Source organism: Paenibacillus enshidis (assembly GCF_042136365.1).
Taxonomy (GTDB): domain Bacteria; phylum Bacillota; class Bacilli; order Paenibacillales; family Paenibacillaceae; genus Paenibacillus; species Paenibacillus enshidis.
Window position 1 is genome coordinate 34,958 of the sequence record NZ_JBHHMI010000019.1, and the last position, 21,365, is coordinate 56,322.

The window sequence follows — 21,365 nt, forward strand, 5'->3', positions numbered from 1 at the left end:
GCTTTTCGCTCTAATGGATCTGGACAACAGGTTGTTTCATCAGACCCACAGTTGCGTGTAAACACAGTATAAAAAATGATACTAGGGTACACGAATGTGAGTACTTGTCTGGGAATTTGCAAAGCATGATAATAAATTGCACGCAACTTATGCATGATTCACGAATCTGTAGTTGAAACTACCGGAAGGGAAACAGGGAGGGAATCACCATGTCAAAGAACGTACTGTTTACACCTTACACCATGAAAGGACTGGAGCTTAAAAACCGGATCGTCATGGCGCCGATGTGCCAATACTCGGTAAAGGCCAAGGACGGCATTCCGAACGACTGGCATTATGTCCATTACACAAGCCGCGCAGTGGGCGGCACAGGATTGATTATTATAGAAATGACAGATGTCGAGCCTGACGGCCGCATTTCAGACTATGATCTGGGCTTATGGTCGGATGAGCACATCCCCGCTTTCCGCCGTATTGTCGAGGGTGTGCATGAGCACGGAGCGAAGATAGGCATTCAAATTGCGCATGCCGGGCGCAAGGCGGAGGACGCCGCCGAACCGGTTGCCCCATCGGCCATTGAGTTTCCTGGCGGAGAGCCGTACAAGAAGCCGCGCGCGCTGACAACGGAGGAAGTGCAGGGGATGGTGCGGAAATTCGGGGAAGCTGCGCGCCGTGCAGTGACAGCTGGTGTGGATACGATTGAGATCCATGGAGCGCATGGTTATCTTATTCACCAGTTTCATTCCCCGCTCACCAACAAGCGGGATGATAGCTACGGACAGGATCTTTCACGCTTCGGCGTAGAGGTCATTCAGGCCATCAAAAAGGAGATGCCTGAGAACATGCCGCTGCTGTTCCGGATCTCTGCTGTGGAGTATGCGGACGGAGGGTATGATATCGACCATTCCATCGAATTGCTTAAAGCATACCGTGATGCGGGTGTGGATGTCATTCACGTCAGCTCCGGCGGTGAAGGGACCCCTGGAGCCAGAAGACCGGGGAACCATCCCGGCTATCAGGTTCCGTTTGCCCGGCAGATTCGGGAGGAGGTTGGCATTCCTGTCATTGCCGTCGGCAGACTGGATGACCCGGCCATGGCACAATCAGTCATCGGCAACGGAGACGCCGAACTGGTGGCCGTGGGGCGCGGCATGCTGAGCGATCCTTACTGGGCTGTTCATGCAGCGACGGCGCTCGGTGAGGATCATAAAGTACCGGTACAATACGAGCGGGCATTTTAAGAAGCAGTGTACTTATCCAAAAGGCACTGACTAAAAGAGCATCCGGGAGATTGTATTTCGCCTGGGTGCCTTTTTTTCTCCTTATTTTTACAAGTTGACACCGCATCACAGATTCATTATTATCTTACAGTACAAGATAATTTTTAGAAGGTGTAAGCCATGCAATTGGACTATAAAGCATTAGCGAAAGAGCTCTTTGAATATGCTGCCCAAGCTCGTAAACCGCCGCTGGATGATCGGGGGCAACCTTTTTCACGTGGGGAAATGGGGATTCTGATCCACCTGAATTTCCACAAAGACGGGGCAACCTCCGGACAATTGAGCGAATTTTTGTCTGTTAGCACGGGACGGGTGGCAACGGCGCTGAAGAGTCTCGAGAAGAAGGGTTTTGTTATACGCCGTACCGATGCGGACGACAAACGCAAAGTGATCGTATTTATTACGGATGTCGGCAGGCAGTTTCTGCTTGACAGACGTAATGAAGGAATTGTGTTAACTGAGAAACTTTTGCGCAAGCTGAGCGAGGAGGATGCCAAAGAATTTGTCCGTCTCGTAAAAATCATCGTTTCCAAGAGCTGATAACAAATGCAGTTCGCCTAAGGGATGCATGATATTTTTGCCAAATATCTTACACTATAAGATAAAAAGGAGAGCAACCAGATGGTGAAGATTTTCAAATACCTCAAGAGGCATGAATGGGTGCTTGTGCTGTTTAGCTTGGCTTTCATCGTTGTACAGGTATGGCTTGATTTGAAGCTGCCGGATTATATGGCTGAAATTACGACCAAACTACAGACGGGAAGCTCAAAGATATCGGAGCTGCTTATACCCGGCAGTTATATGCTGCTGTGTGCTGTCGGCAGTATGATCGCCTCGATCATTGTCGGTTATTTCGCCGCCAAGGTGGCGGCCGGGCTGGCCATGCGTCTGCGCGGCATGGTGTTTGACAAAACGTTGTCATTCTCCATGGAGGAGATTAACAATTTCTCGACAGCAAGCCTGATTACACGCTCAACCAACGATGTTACACAAATTCAAACCGTGGTTGCACTGGGGCTGCAGGTGATCATCAAAGCTCCAATTCTGGCCGTCTGGGCCATTGTGAAAATTGCGGATCAAAACTGGCAGTGGACGGCCTCCACGGGAGGAGCAGTAGCCGCCTTGATCTTGATGCTGAGTGTAATCATTATTTTTGCGTTGCCAAAGTTTAAAAAGATTCAACAGCTTACGGATAATCTGAACCGCGTAACCCGTGAAAATTTGACCGGGCTGCGGGTGGTTCGCGCTTATAATGCAGAGCCGTATCAGGAAGCCAAGTTCGGGCAGGCCAACGTTGAATTAACGAAAACAAACCTGTTTGCCAACCGCTTAATGGCGATGATCGGCCCGGGGATGACCTTTATTATGTCCGGCCTGAGTGTTGCCATCTATTGGATCGGCGCTTATCTGATTAACGCGGCTGCCGTGCCAGACCGCATCACCCTGTTTTCGAATATGGTCGTATTCTCCTCCTATGCGATGCAGGTGGTCATGGCTTTTATGATGGTCAGTATGATCTTCATTATGATGCCGCGTGCGTCGGTATCCGCCAAGCGGATTATGGAGGTGCTGAATACTGAAGCCAAGATCGTTGACGGGAAAGAAACCGGCGGGAAGACGGAGTTGACGGGCCAGGTGGAATTCCGCAATGTCAGCTTCAAATACCCGGACGCGGAGGAGCCGGTGCTTCGCAACATTAGTTTTACCGCCAGAAGGGGCGAAACGGTGGCCTTTATTGGTGCTACAGGCAGCGGTAAAACCAGCGTGATCAACTTGATTCCCCGTTTCTATGATGCGACGGAAGGGGAAGTGCTTGTCGACGGTGTGAATGTCAAAAACTATACACAAGAAGCGCTTCATAACAAAATCGGTTATGTACCGCAGAGAGCTGTGCTGTTCAGCGGTACGGTCACTTCCAACGTGGCGTATGGCAATAACGGGAAGCCGGGAATGTCCGCAGAGCTCGTCAGCAAAGCCGTTGAGATTGCCCAAGGCGCCGAGTTTGTGGAGAACATGGAAGGACAGTACGAGGGGCAAATTGCCCAGGGCGGCACCAATGTATCAGGCGGTCAAAAGCAGCGGTTATCCATTGCCCGCGCGATCTATCGCCAGCCGGAGATTTATATTTTCGATGATTCCTTTTCGGCGCTTGACTACAAAACAGACCGCATTTTGCGCTCGGCCCTCAAAAAGCAAACCGGCGATGCTACGACACTCATTGTTGCGCAGCGTATAGGCACCATTAAGGATGCCGACCGGATTATCGTGCTGGAAAATGGCGAAATTGTAGGCAGCGGCACGCATGAAGAGCTGATGGATAACTGCAGCACTTATCAGGAAATCGCTTATTCCCAGCTTTCGAAGGAGGAACTCGTACATGGGTAAAAATGAATACACCGTGGGCAGTCACAATTCAAAAACGAAACTGCAGGGGCCTGGGAGTGGAGGTCCCATGGGTGGCATGAGGCCTGGTGAAAAATCGAAAAATTTCGGAAAAACGATCAGCCAGCTTTTTTCCTACAGCAAAGCCTATGTGCCTCTGATTATACTGGCTATGATTCTCGCTCTGGTCGGCTCCGCCTTCAACGTGATCGGTCCTGATAAGCTCAGCGATATTACGAACCTGATCCAGGAAGGAATCAAGACAGGCATTGATCTGGACGCTGTGCAGAGCATCGCTCTTGTGTTAGTCCTCCTTTACGGATTGGGCCTGTTCTTTAGCTATTTTCAGGGATTTATCATGGCTACCGTCACACAGCGCATCACGAAAAAAATGCGGACAGAATTGTCGCAAAAAATCAATCATATGCCTTTGAAATATTTTGATTCCACGAGTTATGGCAATGTGTTAAGCCGCGTCACCAACGATGTGGACACCATCGGTCAAACGTTGAATAACAGTATGAGTACACTGGTCGGAGCGATTGCTACGTTTGTTGGCGCTCTGCTGATGATGGTTTTTACCAACTGGATTATGGCTCTTACCGGGATTGTGGCTACAGTGATCGGTTTTGCATTGATGACGGTCATCATGAAGCATTCGCAGAAATATTTTATCGCCCAGCAAGGAGAGCTCGGCCAAATCAACGGTCATATCGAGGAAACTTATGCTGGCCATAACGTGGTCAAGGTATATAACGGGGAAAAAGAAGCCAAAGAGGTATTCCATAACATTAACGGCCGCCTGTACACGAATGCCTGGAAAGCCCAATTCATGTCAGGACTTATGATGCCTGTCATGATGTTTATCGGGAACCTCGGTTATGTAGCGGTCTGCGTTGTCGGCGCTATGCTCGTATCCAGCAATGTCATTACGATGGGTACGATTGTGGCCTTCATGGTGTATATTCGCCTGTTTACACAACCCTTGTCCCAATTGGCACAGGCTGCAACCAATCTGCAATCCGCAGCTGCCGCCAGTGAACGGGTATTTGAATTTTTGGACGAACAAGAGCTTGCCGATGAAAGCAAAAAGACCTTGAAGCTCGAAAACGCCACAGGGGATGTTGAATTTAAAAATGTCCGTTTTGGCTATAACGAGGACCGCTTGATTATCAAGGATTTCTCGATGAAAGCCAAAGCCGGACAGAAAATTGCCATTGTTGGCCCGACAGGTGCTGGCAAAACGACGCTGGTGAATCTGCTCATGCGGTTTTATGAGCTGAACAGCGGGGAAATCTATATTGACGGCACCCCGATCAGCCAATTATCACGTGAAAATGTCCATGATTTATTCTGTATGGTGCTGCAGGACACCTGGCTGTTTGAAGGAACCATCCGTGAAAATATCGTATTTTCCAAAGATCATGTCACCGATGAAGAGGTGGAAGCGGCAAGTAAGGCGGTAGGGCTGCACAGCTTTATTAAAACTCTGCCGCAAGGGTATGATACGGTGCTGGATGACAAAGCCAATCTCTCTGCAGGACAAAAGCAGCTGATCACCATCGCCAGAGCCATGATCGAAAATGCGCCCATGCTCATTCTGGATGAAGCCACGAGCTCGGTGGATACACGTACGGAGCTGCTGATTCAGCAGGCGATGGATCAGCTCACGGTTGGCAAAACCTCCTTCGTCATTGCCCACCGTCTCTCGACGATCAAGAACGCGGATTTGATTCTGGTCATGAAAGACGGCGACATTATTGAGACGGGCAATCATGAGGAGCTATTGGCCAAAGGCGGTTTCTACGCCGAGCTGTATAACAGTCAGTTCGAGAATGCGTCATAAGGGTGTTGGGAGCCGCTCCGAGAACGAAGCATTCCTCCAATCGCTGTTGACCCTCCGGGCCAAAGGCGAACGCTGCGCTTTTCCGGAATTGCTTCGTCCTCTCCGCTGATGCGTGCAATCACCCATATGGTGTGGTTAAGGAAAAAGGGGAAGAGATGCTGATCGAGCATCTCTTCCCCTTTTTGAAGTCATCAAAAAGTACGTCGATAGACGTACATCCAAAGAAGACAGACCGCTTGACGCTGCCCATTCTAGTTCACGTCCTTCGTATTGTAATTACAGTACGTACTTTTTTCTCATCACGTAATAAAAACAATAAAAACTTATACCCTAAAATACCAACTAATCCACCCAATATGTGCCAAGAGGAATAAAGATAACTATATTGCATTCCATCTATCCTTCAATTCGTATTAACGCCTGAAGGAGTCGCGCTCGTTGTCCAAACGATTGTTCTATCATTTGCTGCAATATTGGTGTGTGGCAGCCTGTGAAGGCTTGGCCATAAAGAAGCGGGAGAGAGCGGGCAAAAGCAGAGAGATGGCCGATTTCTTTTAAAATCTTACGAAAAAAGCATGCCCTCGCCGGGAAAAATGGGAGCAAAAAAAAGCAGCAGCGATGTTGCTCATCGCCGCTGCTAATAAGTGGGGGACATAGAGTATTAGTATGCTCTTAGTAGATGGAGCGTCCGTGCTTATCCGGAATTCCGCTCTTGCGGAAGAAATACGTATTGATCATAGTTGTACATGTCATGTCCTCCCGGAAGATGCCGTCAGGCAAATTGCTTGGTTTGCTCATGCAGCCCGGCTGTCAGCCGGTTTCCTTTTCCTTCGAATAACCACAGAATGGCGGTCACGCCACGCGGATAATATTTGCTGCCGATAATGTCGCCTGCCAGAATCTGATCGCTCCAGGCCCAGTAGGAGTGCTCCGTATGAGTAAGCCACGCTGTATGGGCGGCATCGGCGGCGTGCCCTTCCTGCTCCCAGGCGAGCCCGAGAAATTCGCGGGCGATGAACTGGCACAGATAGATTTTGCTGAGCCAGGAGTTGTTGCTGGTGGAGGATAGCTTCCAGCCTCCGTCCTCGAACAGACAGGTTCCCGGCGCAAGCACCGTCTCCAGGTGCTGCTTGAGCACCTGCAGGTAGGAGCCGAAGCGGCCGTCTGCCTTGAGGGCGTCTTCACAGCCGGTGAAGTACGGGAAGATCAGGCCTTCGATGGCGGGAATAATTTTGGAATCATTGCCCTCCGCGATGACGGCCGGAATGTAGCCGTGCTCCGTCACATGGCTGGTGATCGTGGCAGCACATCTGTCCGCCTGCTGCCCCGCTTCACGGGACAGAACTACAAGCCCCTCGGCGGCAAAAAGCTTCTCAAGCGCGACATATACGGCCCAGCATTTACCCGCCAGGTAAATATTGTTCCGCGACTGTCCCAGCGAGACGTCCAGACTGTCATACGTTGTGATCTCCGCTCCGCCCAGCGTGCGCGAGCTGTCCAGCCCCATCAGGCCGTTGCGCTTGTCAGCTTCGGGGTGATCGCGGTTTAGCATACTCTGGAAGCATTCCTGTATAACAGGCAGCATTCGCTCCGTAAACTCACGGTCTTCGGTCTGCTCAATATATACCAGCGCACAGCACAGCCAGTTGACCAGCTCCTCATGGCTCATGTAGGAGAAGCAGTCATCAATGCCGGCCAGCTCGTAGGCGGAATATCCCGGACGGGAGAACACATTGGCGACGCCTACGTCATGGGTGAACGCGATGCCTCCCGGATATTTGCGGTCCTCGCCCGGAAAGAACACCTCGTCATGGTAGCTGTAGCGGTTCACGAACAGCTCCAGCTCGTTGCGGACGGTCCACGGGTTCATCATCAGCTCGAAGTACAGCTGGTCGGCCGTCAGATCCAGCGTATTCATCATCCGGTATTCGCCTTCGTTGACGATCCAGAGCGGCTCGCCGTCCGCGTCCAGCAGTTGCGTGCTGCCATAGTAGCTGTGAATGGCATGTGCCAGCATAAAGGACTGGTTCGCAGACAGACCCGCCGCTTCGATCCAGCCGTCCGCTGCGGCGCAGGAGGCGGTGAGCTCCTTGAAGCGGCCCAGAGCGTAGCCGGAGACCTCCTCAATATTGGCGAACAGGCGGGTGTAATAATACGAAGCGTCAATGCCGGAGGTCACCAGACCGCTGCGGAAGAAGCTTACAGCGAACCGATATGTCCGCTGCTCTCCCGGCGGTACTTCCATTAACAGCGCTCCCGTGCCGCCGAGGCCGAAGGTCAGATTTTCCGCAAGCTTTTCTCCAAGGATTTTTTCAATGGTAAAACCGAGCGTGGGCACGACGCTGTCATCGTCAGATACGATCGCTGTGCTGCGGCCCTGGCCGATTCCTTTTCCGCCAGCAGCGGGCTGGCCGATGATGCGCATCGCGCTGTACGGGTCGCTTCCTTCATAACCGAAGAAGGCTTTTCGTGCGAATTGGCCCTGTGTGTTGTCCACGGTCAGTTCAACGAATACGGCTGGGACAAGAGCGGCCTTCAGTTCCTCTTCGCTGCTTTTGCCCGGCTCCGGTACGGGCCGTACTGGAGAGTAGATCCGGAACGTCAGATCACCGGCGCGCCATGTATCGGTACCCGCCTTGTACTCGCGCGAGATGGCTGCTTCATCGAACGGAATCAGTTTCGTCCCGGAAGGATGGTCCCCGCTGTTCGGATTTTGCGGATTGCTTCTATTCGGATGGGAGGGGGAGATTTCATCCGTTTCTTTATCCTTTTTCTCCACATCGTATCTGACGCTTTCATCCTGAACAGCCGTGAAGAACGGCAGCGCATCATAGACTTTCCCGTCGCGTGATTGCAGTCCGATATACACGTTCTCGTCGGCGGGCTTGCCTAGCTCAATGCCAAGCCCGCCTTTGGCGCCGCGAAAGCCAAGCGTGAAGCTGGCAAATGCTCCGATCGGCGAATGCTGTGCATTAAAGAATAGATTTGACGTCATGATTGAAACCCCTTTCAATTTGAGTTGAATTGTGCTCCGCTGAATTGTTCAGCTACAGCCTATCACGGCGCGGGCAGGAGGAGCCATTGACAAATCGCGCAAACATTTACCCAAATCGGGCTGATCCCGGTGTATACTGTCATTATACATATTACAGAGCAGGGGGAGCGGAACATGGGAACAAGCTTTGTACCGCCCAAGCCAGGCAGCAGCATGGAGGAGGCCTTCTTTCCCGATGTGCGGACGACGGTCAATCTGTTCGCTATTCATACGCGCCGTGTGGGCAGCGGCTGGGATTATCCCGCGCACGAGCATCCCCAATACGAGATTAATGTCGTGCTGGATGGAGAGCAGCATATGACTGTGGAGGGAAAACACTACGTGCAGCAGGCCGGGGATCTGATGCTGCTGCGTCCGGGGATCGTTCACTCCAGTAAAAGTGGGGGAAGGCCCTTTACTTATTTTTGCATGCATTTCGATATCGACGATAAGCTGTTCTTGTCCCTGCTCGCTCGCCTGGAGCAGGAGCTGTTTCCCGCAGACGGAGCGGTGGCGATGCAGCTGAAACCGGCGCTCGCCAAGCTGCTTGATCTCGCGGAGTCCGGGACCAGCAATACCGTTGCCCGCCGCATGCGGATGCAGTCGGCGGTGTTCGAGCTGTTTGCCGTCCTCTGGGAGGCGGTATCGAGCGAGGCGGCCATCCTCTCCTCGGGCGCTTACGACCGGACCGAGTTGGCACACCAGATCGCCAGCCGTCTGCAGGGCATTGCCAATCAGACGTTCAGGCAGAGGACGGAAGAGGCGGGCCACTATGGCATCGACGACATCGCGGCTGAGCTTGGCATCAGCGTCTCCCACTGCAGCCGTGTGTTCAGGCAGGTATTCGGAGAGTCGCCGCGCACGTACCTGTCCAGACTTGTCCTGCACGAAGCGAAGCTGCTGCTGGCCGATCCCGGCATGCCTGTGCAGCAGATTGCGGCCATGCTCGGCTACAGGGATATCGCCCATTTCAGCAGACAGTTCAAGCGTTGGTCGGGAATGTCCCCAAGCGAATTCCGGCGGATGGAAGCCGTCCGGCAGGGGGAGGGATAAGATAGCGTCTATCGACGTGCTCTCACAGAAGACAGGCCGTATTTAGAGGGGCATTTGTTACGAATAAAGTAAAAAGGACGAGGCCCGTCTAAGACAGGCGTCGTCCTTTTGCTTGGCTTTACAGACTTTGCGACGTAGGTCTGACAATCAGTTCATTGATCGTCACATTTGCGGGTTGCTGGATGGCAAACAGTACAGTGTTGGCGATATCGCTCGGATCCAGCTGCTGCCAATCCTTGCTGCCCAGCTTTTCCAGGACCGGATAAATCGAATCGTCCGTGATGGTGCCGTACAGCTCCGTTTCAACCGCGCCGGGGGAGATCAGGGTTGTGCGAATGTTTTGCTTCGCTCCCAGCTCCGTTCGCATTCCTTCTGTCAGAACCCGTACTGCATGCTTCGTTGCGCTGTAGACGGAACTCGATGGGAAGGTAAGATGCCCGGCAATGGACGAGAAATTGATAATATGGCCTTCATTTCGTTCTTCCATATGCTTGTACACAGCCGCCATGCCATAGAGCACGCCCTTGATATTGACGTCGATCATGCGCTCCCACTCGTCCACCTTTAAATGATGGAAGAGGGAAAGCGGCATGATGCCCGCATTGTTAATCATAATGTCAATTTGCCCAAAGGTTTGAATCGTGGCTTCGGCCAAGGCTTCCACATCACCGCGTGAAGTCACATCCGTAACTCTATAGCTGGCTTCGCCTCCGGCGCTGCGAATTTCCTCCTGCAGCTGCTGCAAACGGTCTTCTCTGCGTGCGGCCAGCATGACTTTAATGTCATGTTGGGCGAGGAGTTTGGCTGTTGCGGCTCCCATCCCGCTGCTTGCACCTGTAATAATAGCCACTTTTTGCTTCATCTCGAATCTCTCCTTGTTTTGGATTTTAGTGCCCAGTCTCAACTGGCTTGAATTTATCTTAGCTAATATAGTAAACTCTAAGTCAAGTATGGAATTGAAATGAAGTAAGATATAAAGAAATCCTTTATACATAAGGATTTATGTTGGTGTGGAGGATGAATTTTTGGTAAAATGAGCGCTAATCCAAGGAAATCATATTATAGTTAACTCTAACTCATGGAGGGTAAATGATGTCTACGATTAAAGAAGTGTCAGAGGAAACAGGCATCACGGCATATACGCTGCGCTATTATGAGCGGGAGGGAATACTGCCTGGGGTCAAACGGGATGAAAGCGGCAATCGCTTTTACGATGAAGAGAGCATGGAGTGGCTGAATTTTATTTTGGCGCTGCGCTCTACAGGCATGCCGCTGTCCGAAATCAAGCAATACGTTGACTTGTACCGGGAAGGGGAGAGCAGCCTAGCTGCCCGCAAACAGATGATGCTTGACCATAAGGCGAAGGTAGAAGAGGATCTCAGGCAGACCTATAAGTATTTGGAGCAAATAAATTACAAGCTGGCGCTGTATGACATGCAGGAGAAGGGATTAATGAAGATGCTGCCTTAAGAAGGAAACCTCATGCTGGTAGAAGAACAACCTGAGTTTTAACTCCAAAAAGGAGAACAACGGCTTTTCTAAGAGAATGCATTAGAGAACGGAACACGTAGGTCAATCGTCTGTGAAATGTTGCCTTCCTTAATGAAGACGCTCAACCAAGGTGGTCTCGAAATAATACAATAGTTGTATTCTCTTAATATTTGGATGTTCCAATGTTCCAAAAGGAACAGCAAGTAAACCGGTATATTTATTTATTGTAAATAAAACCTCCGACGGCAGAGAGATGTCTGGAAATGGATATACAAATTAATTGGGAAGGAGGTGCATCAAACTGAAACTCAAACATCGAATGATATCTATGCTGGCATTGAGCGCTGTTGCTTTAACTGGAATTTCAACAAGCATTATTCATGCCAATAGCGATGTCCAAAGTGATTCAGAAAGTGTTGTATATACGCCTTTACCCCCTAGTCTTCAAAATCAAGTGCCAGATCAGATCTACACGGAAAATGGACAGTATGTAAAAACAGATCTGCCAGAAGAAAATTTCAGTCAGAATGAAGTCGTCCATGATTCCCAACAGACCACGGCTCAAACCAAAGTGATCATCGATTATGGTAAAACTTATGTGAAGGTAGAAGATAGCAAATAGAGCTAAAGGACGGCCCAATGGGCCGTCCTTTAAACTAAACAAAGCTCCTGAATAGTCGCATGGACCATTCAGGAGCTTGTTCATTGTAAGGTGGGCAATCTAACTGTTTGTTGCTTGCAACTCCATCATCATCTTAACAATTTCGAAGCCATAGGTAGGATTAATTGCCCATGTTCCGCCTAATGCCTCCACCGTAGCCGCTTGTCCCATCAAGCCAGGAAAGTGCCTGGGATCAGGTGTAAAGGTTTTAGGGTAACCCGGCGCCCCTGCATACAATGCTAAATGGTCAATCTGCGCCTGAACCCCTTCCTCCCAGCTAGTAAAGCGTTGATGTGCCTCGTGGTCTGTGTCGGAGCCTCCGACTGGCGTTTTTAAGCCAGCCGGATTCATAAACGTTTCATCTAATATGCCTCCAAATTTTCCAAAGCCCGTCTCCTTGGCAAACTGGCAGTACACAACAGTCGGATCAACCCCCACTTGTGGCGCCTCATCCCAGACAATATCCGCCAGATCTATGAACACATCCGTTGCGCCTTTGGCCGTTGCCCATGCTTTGGCTTGCTGAACAGTAGCTCTGGGGGTAGACACTATGTACGTATCGCCAGATTGAGCCGGTTGAATCTGGGTCAGCTCATCCTCATCAGAGTTGTCGTCTTTTGTTTCCTTGTAAGACAGTGTAATGGTATCGCCAGCGGAACTCCACGTAATGTCCATTCCGACAAGTTCACTCAAAAATCTTAACGGGACATAAGTTCTTTCGTGAAGTATCATGGCGCTAGTATCCATATCGATTTGCGTTCCGTTGACAACAGCCGCTTTGTCGCCGATCTTCAAATCTACATTCACATTGTCTTTCGTCAGAATAATATTTTTTTGGCTCCCGTTTGCTCCCCATTTTACATCAAAATTCAAGGTCTCCGCCATGAATCTGACAGGCACCTGTACTCTGCTATTTTCATCTATAAACGGTTTCGCATCCGGAAAATTGACTTCCGAGCCATTGTATATCAAATGGATATTACGCTCAGTGATGACACTGGCATCATCAGATTGGGCCGTATCGGCTGACAAATCCGGCTTGGTAGCGTCTGTACCTCCATTGGTAACGTCTGTATCTCCAGTAGAAGCTGTGGATCCCTTCATATTATCAGCTACACCGTTAAGCTCGGACATCGTCACAAAAGTGTAACCTTGCGATTGGTAGTAGTCGATAACTTGAGGAAGCGCTTTGAGCGTCTTATCCCGCTTTCCTCCCCCGGAATGCATCAGCACGGTAATCTTGTTACCAGAGCTTGACTTCACCGTTTTGAGAATATCGGCAACCGAGGAGCTCGCCGCCCAGTCCCGGGTATCTACATTCCATAACGCCTGTGCATGCCCCAATGCATGAATTTCTTCCTTCACCTGAGCTGATGAATCCCCATAGGGAGGGCGTATCAGCGTTGGCGCAAAGCCGGTAATCTCACGAATCGCATCATCCGTCTTTACGATTTCCTGGCGAATCTTTTCTTTGCCAAGCTTGGTTAGATGAGAATGACTCCACGAATGATTGCCCAAAGCATGGCCTTCTTGTACGATGCGTTTTATAACACCGGGATATTGTTTAACCCTTTCTCCTACTACAAAGAATGTGCCTTTCACTTTGTGATCTTTCAGAATATCAAGCACCTTCCCGGTATATTTCTTGTCTGGTCCATCGTCAAAGGTTAATGCCACCATTTTATTAGCTTTGTTTCCTGATGAGGAAGCCCGCTCAGATCCTGCAGGCTGCTTTGAAGCCAGAATTAAAGAATTTGGGGTTAAGACCAATGCCATCACCATTGCGGTAAAAACAACAAGCTTCAATAGATGATACCGTTGTTTCATTATAAATTGACCTACTTTCAGTGAATATTAATTAATGTACTTAAATAGTATAGCTAGCAATTGTTTCAGAAACTAGAGAACTTGTACCCAAATTGCAACATATGAAAATATGAATCAATTGCCAGTGTTTGAGTACGCATAATATCCTACATCAGCAGGTCAGTATTTCCAAAGGATAGAGTATATTCGATAGGCAGAGTATTTTTCATAGAGGTGGCTTGTGGGAGCAAGAGTCGCTGCTGTCCAATAAACGCAAATAGACCGCCCTCCTGACAAAGGTATACGGTCTATTTAACATGTTTCCGTGAGAAGTCCCCTTCCTCTGAGCCTATGCTTCCGAAGCGAGTTTTGTTCGAAATTTATTCAGGAAGCAGCGCTCACAAAACTTTGAGTAGGGGATGAATCTCGGTTAGGCGAAGCCTAAATGCACTTGTCTATTATATAAGGCTCGTGCTTTCCTAGTCGAATGGTTGTGTGGTATGATAGGAATATATGTTCTTGTTAAGGCGGTGACCCTTCGTGCAAATCACGTATCAATTTCGCCTCTACCCGACCCCCGAACAGGAAGAACGCATGATTCGAACGTTGATCTTGTGCCGGAGACTGTACAATCGGGCGAAGGAGCAACGGGATACCGTCTACAGCCAAGAGGGCAAAACCGTCACCTACGCCAAGCAGCAAAATGAATTGCCCGCCTTCAAGAAGGAATTTCCCGAATACAAAGAAGTTCATTCACAGGTGTTACAAGATTGCCTGCGGCGTTTGGATGATGCCTATCAGCGGTTCTTCCGCGGTGAAGCAGGTTTTCCTCACTATAAGTCAGCCGACCGTTATCTCTCCTTTACGTACCCTCAGCCTGGTGCGGTAGGCAAGACGTTCGCCCGAGATGGATACGTCTATCTGTCCAAAATCGGCTTTGTCCGCCTGCGTGCACATCGTCCGTTCGACCGGGCGAATGTGACCCAAATCAACGTAAAGCGGCATGCAGACGGGTGGATGGTGGGGATCGGCGTAAACATAGAGGCAGCGGAAGCTGGCCAGACGGCGGAAACCGCCGTGGGCATCGACGTCGGGCTACGAACGTTTGCGGCGCTGTCCGATGACACGAAGGTGGACAACCCACGGTATCTGCGAAAAGCGGAAAAGCGGCTCAGACGCGCCCAGCGGCGGCTATCCCGTAAAGCGCACGGTTCCCGTAACCGGCAGAAGGCCAAACGGAAATTCTCGGACATCCACCAGAAAGTGGCACGGCAGCGCAAAGATTTCTTGCACAAGCAATCGCATCGCATCGTTCAGGGACATGATCTGATTGCGGTAGAGCAGCTGAGAGTGAAGAACATGATCCGTAACCGCCGGCTGTCCAAAAGCATCGCGGATGCCGGATGGCGGACGTTCATCACGTATCTGTCGTATAAAGCGGCAAGACAGGGGAAGCGACTCGTACAAGTGCCCGCCCACGGCACATCGCAAACCTGCATCTGCGGTGCGGATGTTCCCAAAACGTTGGCGATCCGGCTTCATGAATGCAAAAAATGCGGACTGGTGCAGGATCGAGACATCGTTTCGGCCCGAGTCATTTTGCAGCGGGCTTTGAACATCGTGGCGTGATGGACCGAACACCGTAGGGAGGGTTTGCCCCGAACGGGATGCGTGCCGCATCGAACGCTTGTGGAGATCCAGTCAGACCTTTCCTACAGAAAGGCAGCGATCGTCGAAACAAGAAGCCTCGGCCTCTTCAGGCGGTGGGAGCATTCACATAGACTTTAAAAGGGCGGGGAATATGGCAATTCTAAGAGATTGTTTAGAGAACGGAACTTGGATTGAAATTAGTTTTATAGCTTGTATACCAGGCGAAGATGAAGGGTGCCGACTCAATGTGAAATACTTCAAAACAAACAATAAAATTTATGATTTGGATTTTGGCTGGACCAATATTACGATCAAAAACTATATTGAAGCCACCGCAGAATTTCCGGTTGAAAGATTGGACGGCTTATACTCATCATTCGAAAAACACCTTTTCCAGCTTGATTGGAAGCAAATTGACTCTAATGGGGTATATAGATTAGGTTTTTTCGGATCTGATCAAGATTTCAAGATTCATGCGGATCAAGAATCCGTTCGAAGGTTTGGTTCTGAGTTCCGGTTGGAGTGGGGACAAGCACCATTGCGAACATAGTTAAAAACAAAACGAAGAAGCCTGTTTATTTTCCGTAGGCTTCTTCTTCGTTTTTAATTTCCCACGGCTAGTGTAGTGCTCGTGTTCTCAAACAAATTTCCCGCTCTTCATAATCAGCTTCTCATCCAGGTATACATCCGGCTGACCGACGACGCCGTCGAGATGCACGCCGGCCGAAATTGTACCGCCGAACGTATTGTTGCTGCCGAAAGCGACGTGGATGGTGCCGTACACTTTCTCGTCCTCCAGCACGACACCTGTGATTCTCGCCTTGTCGTTTGTGCCGATGCCGAATTCGGCCAGCATGCGGCCGTCGCCGTCGCCGAGAATCTCCAGCAGCCTTGGTCCGTCCGGTCCATCCGCTTTTACAATCCGGCCCTGTTCAATCGTGAGCAGCAGCGGGGAGCTCAGCTTGCCGATGCCGGCCATGGAGCCGTCGATCAGAATCTGGCCTTCTGCCGTACCTTCCAGCGGCGCGATGTAGGCTTCCCCGGACGGCAGGTTGCCGGATTCCCCCGGGTTCAAGTACATGCCGGTGCTGGGCACGCCTTCGCGGCCTGCGATGGAGAAGGTGAGCGTATATCCGCCTTTTTCAATCCGCACCGCTTCGGCCGGGGTGAGCATGGCGGTTACCTTCTCGGTTAACGCTTTGACCTGATTGTAATCGGCCGAGATCGCGCCCTCCAGGAACATATCCTCCGTGATACCCGGCATCGTGGCCAGGCGGGCGCCCGCTGCGGCGGCCTGCTTGCGGGCCAGCGTATGCGTCAGCGAATGCTTCGTCACACAGACGACCACATTCGATTGCACCATGGCGGTAGCGATAGCGAGCGGCGGCTCTTCGCCGGATTTCAGCCGTTCCTTCATGACGACGAGCATCGCCTCCGCGCCAAGCTGCTTGCCAGCCTCATACAGAGCTTCGGCAAGTTCCTTTTTCACATCATCCGCCACAACCAGGAAGGTTTCTTCCGCCTTTAGGCCGAGGCAGCTTTGCAATACATTTTTACTGATATCCACCAGCTGTTGATTCATCCGTCATCCTCCTTCAATCGCGCAGTGTCTGGAACTTCACGGTTCCATTATAACAGGATTTCCACGCGCGCCGTGTCAGATCATCTCAGATACCAGTTTGGCCATGATAGCATTGGATAAAACGACCGGCTTCCCGGACGTCCACGCTACCAGCTGGCGCGCTTCCTCCGTATACCCCATGCAGTCCAGCAAAATAATATCCGCCTTCTCCTTTAATTCCAGGGCTGCGGTACGGTAATGATCCGGATTGTTGACATAAGGGGAGGCGACGGCAAATACCGGGTTCATCCCGTAAGGGGTGTACTTGGGCTTCAGATTCTCCCGCTGTTCCTCCAGTGGCACAAGGACGCCAAAACGGCGTGGCCCCACCAGGGCTTTCACCGTCGGCGGAATAATATGATCCGGCTCGATCAGGTAAGAGGTACGTGTTTGCAATCCCGGAAATACGCCTGTGCAGAGCAATAAAATCTGCTCGATTCCCCGCTCCTCCAGATCATAGATTTTTTGCTGCAGAAGCGGCTGGATTTTGGAACGCCCCATAACTGTGGACTCACCGCTCACCAGACGGGAGGTTAGCACATAATCGCCCACCTCGGGCGCAAGCTGCTCATCAATGTACTCCTTGGTCATCCCGTCAAGCACGCCTATTTGCACAAGTTCGGCGCGTCCATCCAAATATTTCTCGATCATTGGCGCCACGTCGGTGCGCGGTGCCTGACCGATCGTGATCATTCCCAGTTGTTTCATTACCCCATTCACCTCCATAGTTTTTTGCGCACGCACATGCGAAACGGGAAAAAGAACAGCGGGGGAATACATCCCCCGCCGCCCGCTGCCATCCGTCAGCGGATTACTTTCCGCTGGTCTGCAAAATCTTCATGGAACCATACAGTGATGTAATGCGGTCAAATTCGGCAGCGTCGTAGAACGCGCAGGTTCCGTTGGTCGCTTCTTTCGCCACTTCCACAGCGAAGCGGACGGCGTCCGCAATATCCACCTCATGGCTTGCTCCGGTTCCGCAGCCCGGAACGATGGACTGCGCCGTGACGGCAACGCCGACCACCGGCGCATCCGTAGCTACCGCCGGCTGAAGAATGGAGTTGATATGATACAGATCATTTCCGTAAGGCGTAATATCCTGCATCGTCACAGGGAAGGTTACGGCGAATTTGCCGGTGGCCATCTCCATGATGCGCAGCAGATCTTCGCTGACGCGGAGAATGTATCCCTCCTTGACCGTAGGGGAGATGGCAATACCCTTGTGATTGATCACACGGTTGCCCTTGGTCGTGTCGATGGACAGAATGGCGTCCATTTCCGGCACCACTTCATGGGTGTTCATCGCCAGGATGTCCACAGGTGAATCCATGAAATCCACCGGCTCGTGCGGACGGGTTGGCGCATCCGGGCAAATATGGGTCGTTACGATCACATCGCCCTTCAGCTTGTCGCCTTTTGTTTGCATGTCGGCCAGCTTCAGCGCGGACGCGACAGCCGCTACGGCCCCGTCGGCGTCGGATACAAGACCGATCCGGCTCGGGCGCGCGCCGATGCCGCCAAGACGTCCGACAATGCCGAAGGTGGGCGCATCGCCTCCGCTGCTTTTGCCGTTCGTGCCCGGAATGAGAATTTTGATGAAGTCCGTGCTTCCTTTCTCGCCTGTAACCTTGGTGACGGTAAAAGTCACGTCCGGATAGCTGCTGAACAGCTTTTTAACCTGCTCGCCGTTTACAGATCCATTATCCAGTTCATCGATTGCAATCAGTGTTTGCTTAAGTGTCATGTTGTTATCCTCCAGTTAAATATTAGTGCAATCCCTGGCGGGCATTAGCCCAGATAAGGGATGACCGGCTTTTGAATGATATCTTCAACCGACTTCAACAATTTGGTGTTGCTCATGGTGGTGCTGAGCAGCAGGTTTTCCTTCGGAACGGTGATGACGGCGAGCTGCTGGCCTTTTTCCACCGTGGCCGTAATGACAGGCTTGCCTGTCTTGGCATCCAGCGTCATGATCAGGTCCGGGAAGGTGGCATAGCGCTGTCCGTCCTTTTCGAGCGTGATATATTCATTCCAAAATGTCATTTCGTAAGCATCGTCGATAACTACCGTACCGACGTCAAATCCCCCGGTGGTCTCCAGACTGAAATCCGTAACAGTGCCCATAGCGGCCACCTGCCCGCCGAGCAGGGATACGACAGCGCCGATCGCGGCCTCCCCCTGCTTGGAGAGCAGCGCTTCCCCGACGGCAATCGCTTGTGTAATGGCGCCAACCGCCCCGTTCGCTTTCGCATAGGCTGTGGTGACGGGGTTGCGTGCTACTGCCACGAGGCCACCCGCTTCCACAGAGGTCTTGCGGACCATGGTGGAAGCCTTGTCGAGCGATCCGGAGATGACCATCTCCGCGTAATGATCCCCTTGACCGCCGACCGCCGCCTGATGGGACACGTAACCCTCCATTTCCGTCAGGTTCATCGAACCCATCGTGCCGGTCGGGTGAGCACGGCCATTGCAGGCGAAATCGACGAGTGGAATGCCTGTCATGGCGGACTGGAACCAGCCGTTCACGGTCGTGCCAGCCCCGTTCTCGTTCGTATGGATGGCCTGAATCGGCCGGCCGATCTTCTGTGCCAGCAGCTCCAGCGTTCTGGTGTAATGGATCGGCTTGACGAACTGCTCCTTGGCAGCGGGAGCGCCCACAAGGGAGACGGTGACGAACAAATCGTCATCGGCGAATTCATCGATGGTGACCAGTTCGGGCTGGCCGACTTCAAGGGCAAGCCTTCCGATCTGCAGCCCGTCCTTGATCCAGCCACCACCTCCTCCGCCCAGAACAGCGCCGCCGTATACCGCATATTTCACAATTTGTTCATCCAGCTTGATTCTGGTCAATTCCGGCTCACCTCATTTGTTCATTTTAAAGATCGAGTTGAAGAAGCTGTAAAGCGCGTCTCCGGCGATAAACCCGGCTGCCAGAATGCTAAGGTTCGTTTCGGCTTTTCTGTTCGTTACCTTCAGTACAATGACACGGATCAGAATACCGGCCAGTACAGCCCAGCTCGCATTCGGGGTAGAGATCAGCAGGCCTGTTGCGAACAGAACGCCAAGCTGGCGGTGCGGTCCGCCGATCAACTGAACGATGGCTCCGGGAATAGCCCAGATCAGAAGCTGAAGGGCGACATCGCCGGAGGTGCCGGCCTGAATGGTGGATACATACACCTTGTCAATGGGCGGTACCAGATTTTGTGCAAAATAAGTTTGATAAGTCACGATAACGGTGATCAGGGCTACGCCGAACGCGATCAGAGAAGCAAGATACTGCTGCTTCCGGCCCTGAACCTCGAACTCTTTATCCTTGCCGTACCCGCGCAGAATGTATCCTGTCTTCAAGTCATAGCCCATATCCGCGAAGGCGGGGCCCGTAGCGGCGCTGAAGCCTGCCAGCAAAGCCAGCGCCAGCGGAGGAAATCCGATCATCATGCCGACGAGCAGGGTAATGAAGGCAACGGCGAAGGCCGGGAACCAGCCGGAGTGCATGGCCGCGATGCCGACAATGATTTCATGGACGAAGGCGGCGAAGGCGGCAAATACGATAAAGCCGATCAGCATGCCAAAGGACATGTGCGTAATCAGGCCGCTAATGATGGCGATGATCAGGGCAATGACAAGGTAGAGCAGAAAGCCGATGCCCAGCACCCGCCGTGCCTCATTGACCGGACGTGTGTATGCCTCGGCTTCAGCCGCTGCTTTCGCGGCTCCGTCTCCCCCCTGGTCCTTGGCCTTCGTTTTGCTGAAGATCAGGAAACCGGCCTGGATCAGAGCCACGATACCGGCGCCGATCATGAGGCCGTGGGCAATATACAGCTCGTTGACGTCAATGTTGAAAATAGGAACGGAATACTGCCGGATCAGCAGCCCGATACCGAACATGGTCAAGGCCCAGATATTGCCGATGAAGGCCACGCCGAAGGCGGACATCGGGATGTGCAGGATGGAGCCGATGAGGCCGATGAGCGTGCCGACACCGAGCAGTCCGGCGCGTTTGCCGCCCTTGTCCCCGGCGAGGATCGACTCAGCGGTGGCTACACCCGGAGCCCATGTGCCCGACGCAGGGAACAGCTTGGAGTCAAAGATTTTGTACAGAATCGCCGCATCGAGGAACATGGCGAGCGCCGCTCCGATCAGCATCGGCAGAATCAAATCCGGTTTACCCATCACAAACGGAATGCCGATCGGAATCAACAGGCTGTTGGCCGCTCCGAACGTGGCGGATGATATGGAGGTCTGTATGAGATTTTGCCGGTGTATCGATTTGAATCTATTGAGAATGGCAATGGGAATCCGTGCAATCAGCATGGCGATCAGGGCGCCGATAATGGCGGTGTTTGGCGTCACGCCCAGAGAGGTTACAATCTGCATGCCGATAATGGCTCCCAGAACACTGGTCACGATGATGAGAATCAGGGAGACCGGTTCAAAAATGGTCGGATGCTGCTGTTTTTGATTATCCATGGTTAACCCTCCTGCGGATCTATGATTTGAGTGCCGTCTTTACGGTTTTTTTGGAGTGAAAGAGCCCGGCA

17 protein-coding genes are annotated in these 21,365 nt (G+C 51.8%); 9 read left to right on the forward strand and 8 right to left on the reverse strand.

The genetic code is table 11. The features are described 5' to 3' along the window. Positions 1-209: 209 nt before the first annotated feature. The 4 genes from ACE41H_RS18380 to ACE41H_RS18395 all read left to right on the forward strand — a co-directional run bounded on the left by ACE41H_RS18380 (position 210) and on the right by ACE41H_RS18395 (position 5,508). The gene (locus ACE41H_RS18380; protein ID WP_375356998.1) at positions 210-1,241 is read left to right on the forward strand and encodes an NADH:flavin oxidoreductase/NADH oxidase; all 1,032 of its coding nucleotides are present in this window, start codon (positions 210-212) and stop codon (positions 1,239-1,241) included. A gap of 165 nt (positions 1,242-1,406) precedes the next feature. Then, positions 1,407-1,820, forward strand: coding sequence for a MarR family winged helix-turn-helix transcriptional regulator (locus ACE41H_RS18385; RefSeq protein WP_375357057.1), 414 nt, complete (start codon positions 1,407-1,409; stop codon positions 1,818-1,820). A gap of 81 nt (positions 1,821-1,901) precedes the next feature. Further along, positions 1,902-3,665, forward strand: a complete 1,764-nt coding sequence (locus ACE41H_RS18390) for an ABC transporter ATP-binding protein (RefSeq protein ID WP_375356999.1) — start codon at positions 1,902-1,904, stop codon at positions 3,663-3,665. Next, the gene (locus tag ACE41H_RS18395; RefSeq protein ID WP_375357000.1) at positions 3,658-5,508 is read left to right on the forward strand and encodes an ABC transporter ATP-binding protein; all 1,851 of its coding nucleotides are present in this window, start codon (positions 3,658-3,660) and stop codon (positions 5,506-5,508) included. Before ACE41H_RS18390 ends, ACE41H_RS18395 begins: the two co-directional genes overlap by 8 nt. 772 nt (positions 5,509-6,280) lie before the next feature. Here the strand turns inward: ACE41H_RS18395 and ACE41H_RS18400 are convergent. After that, the gene (locus ACE41H_RS18400) at positions 6,281-8,503 is read right to left on the reverse strand and encodes a glycoside hydrolase family 52 protein (RefSeq protein WP_375357002.1); all 2,223 of its coding nucleotides are present in this window, start codon (positions 8,501-8,503) and stop codon (positions 6,281-6,283) included. Positions 8,504-8,677: 174 nt separating this feature from the next. Between ACE41H_RS18400 and ACE41H_RS18405 the strand changes: the two genes are divergently transcribed. Beyond that, positions 8,678-9,595 carry an AraC family transcriptional regulator gene (locus ACE41H_RS18405; protein ID WP_375357003.1) on the forward strand — a complete coding sequence of 306 codons (918 nt, stop codon included), beginning with the start codon at positions 8,678-8,680 and terminating at the stop codon, positions 9,593-9,595. A 118-nt stretch (positions 9,596-9,713) separates the two neighbouring features. Here ACE41H_RS18405 and ACE41H_RS18410 read toward each other — a convergent pair whose 3' ends face one another. Then, positions 9,714-10,457 (reverse strand): SDR family oxidoreductase, encoded by a 744-nt coding sequence (locus ACE41H_RS18410; protein WP_375357004.1) that lies wholly within the window; start codon positions 10,455-10,457, stop codon positions 9,714-9,716. A 230-nt stretch (positions 10,458-10,687) separates the two neighbouring features. Between ACE41H_RS18410 and ACE41H_RS18415 the strand changes: the two genes are divergently transcribed. Next, complete coding sequence (locus ACE41H_RS18415; protein ID WP_375357005.1) at positions 10,688-11,065, forward strand: MerR family transcriptional regulator; 378 nt, start codon at positions 10,688-10,690, stop codon at positions 11,063-11,065. Between the two features lie 349 nt (positions 11,066-11,414). Continuing rightward, the gene (locus ACE41H_RS18420; protein ID WP_375357006.1) at positions 11,415-11,708 is read left to right on the forward strand and encodes a hypothetical protein; all 294 of its coding nucleotides are present in this window, start codon (positions 11,415-11,417) and stop codon (positions 11,706-11,708) included. Between the two features lie 99 nt (positions 11,709-11,807). Here ACE41H_RS18420 and ACE41H_RS18425 read toward each other — a convergent pair whose 3' ends face one another. Further along, positions 11,808-13,553 (reverse strand): polysaccharide deacetylase family protein, encoded by a 1,746-nt coding sequence (locus ACE41H_RS18425; RefSeq protein ID WP_375357007.1) that lies wholly within the window; start codon positions 13,551-13,553, stop codon positions 11,808-11,810. 540 nt (positions 13,554-14,093) lie between these two features. Here ACE41H_RS18425 and ACE41H_RS18430 point away from each other — a divergent pair. Together ACE41H_RS18430 and ACE41H_RS18435 are read left to right on the forward strand one after the other, a co-directional pair. Continuing rightward, the gene (locus ACE41H_RS18430; protein WP_375357008.1) at positions 14,094-15,182 is read left to right on the forward strand and encodes an RNA-guided endonuclease InsQ/TnpB family protein; all 1,089 of its coding nucleotides are present in this window, start codon (positions 14,094-14,096) and stop codon (positions 15,180-15,182) included. Positions 15,183-15,354: 172 nt separating this feature from the next. Continuing rightward, positions 15,355-15,753: a hypothetical protein gene (locus ACE41H_RS18435; RefSeq protein WP_375357009.1), complete on the forward strand. Its 399-nt coding sequence runs from the start codon at positions 15,355-15,357 to the stop codon at positions 15,751-15,753. 87 nt (positions 15,754-15,840) lie between these two features. Here ACE41H_RS18435 and ACE41H_RS18440 read toward each other — a convergent pair whose 3' ends face one another. The 5 genes from ACE41H_RS18440 to ACE41H_RS18460 all read right to left on the reverse strand — a co-directional run bounded on the left by ACE41H_RS18440 (position 15,841) and on the right by ACE41H_RS18460 (position 21,294). Further along, complete coding sequence (locus ACE41H_RS18440) at positions 15,841-16,785, reverse strand: aminopeptidase (RefSeq protein ID WP_375357010.1); 945 nt, start codon at positions 16,783-16,785, stop codon at positions 15,841-15,843. Positions 16,786-16,860: 75 nt separating this feature from the next. After that, positions 16,861-17,532, reverse strand: coding sequence for an AroM family protein (locus tag ACE41H_RS18445; RefSeq protein ID WP_375357012.1), 672 nt, complete (start codon positions 17,530-17,532; stop codon positions 16,861-16,863). Positions 17,533-17,635: 103 nt separating this feature from the next. Further along, positions 17,636-18,568: a DUF1177 domain-containing protein gene (locus tag ACE41H_RS18450; protein WP_375357013.1), complete on the reverse strand. Its 933-nt coding sequence runs from the start codon at positions 18,566-18,568 to the stop codon at positions 17,636-17,638. Positions 18,569-18,612: 44 nt separating this feature from the next. After that, a complete protein-coding gene (locus ACE41H_RS18455; RefSeq protein WP_375357015.1) occupies positions 18,613-19,674 on the reverse strand; it encodes an S-methyl thiohydantoin desulfurase family protein in 1,062 nt (353 codons plus the stop codon). A 12-nt stretch (positions 19,675-19,686) separates the two neighbouring features. Then, entirely contained in the window at positions 19,687-21,294 is a 1,608-nt protein-coding gene (locus ACE41H_RS18460) for an OPT/YSL family transporter (RefSeq protein WP_375357017.1), read from the reverse strand. Between the last annotated feature and the right edge of the window lie 71 nt (positions 21,295-21,365).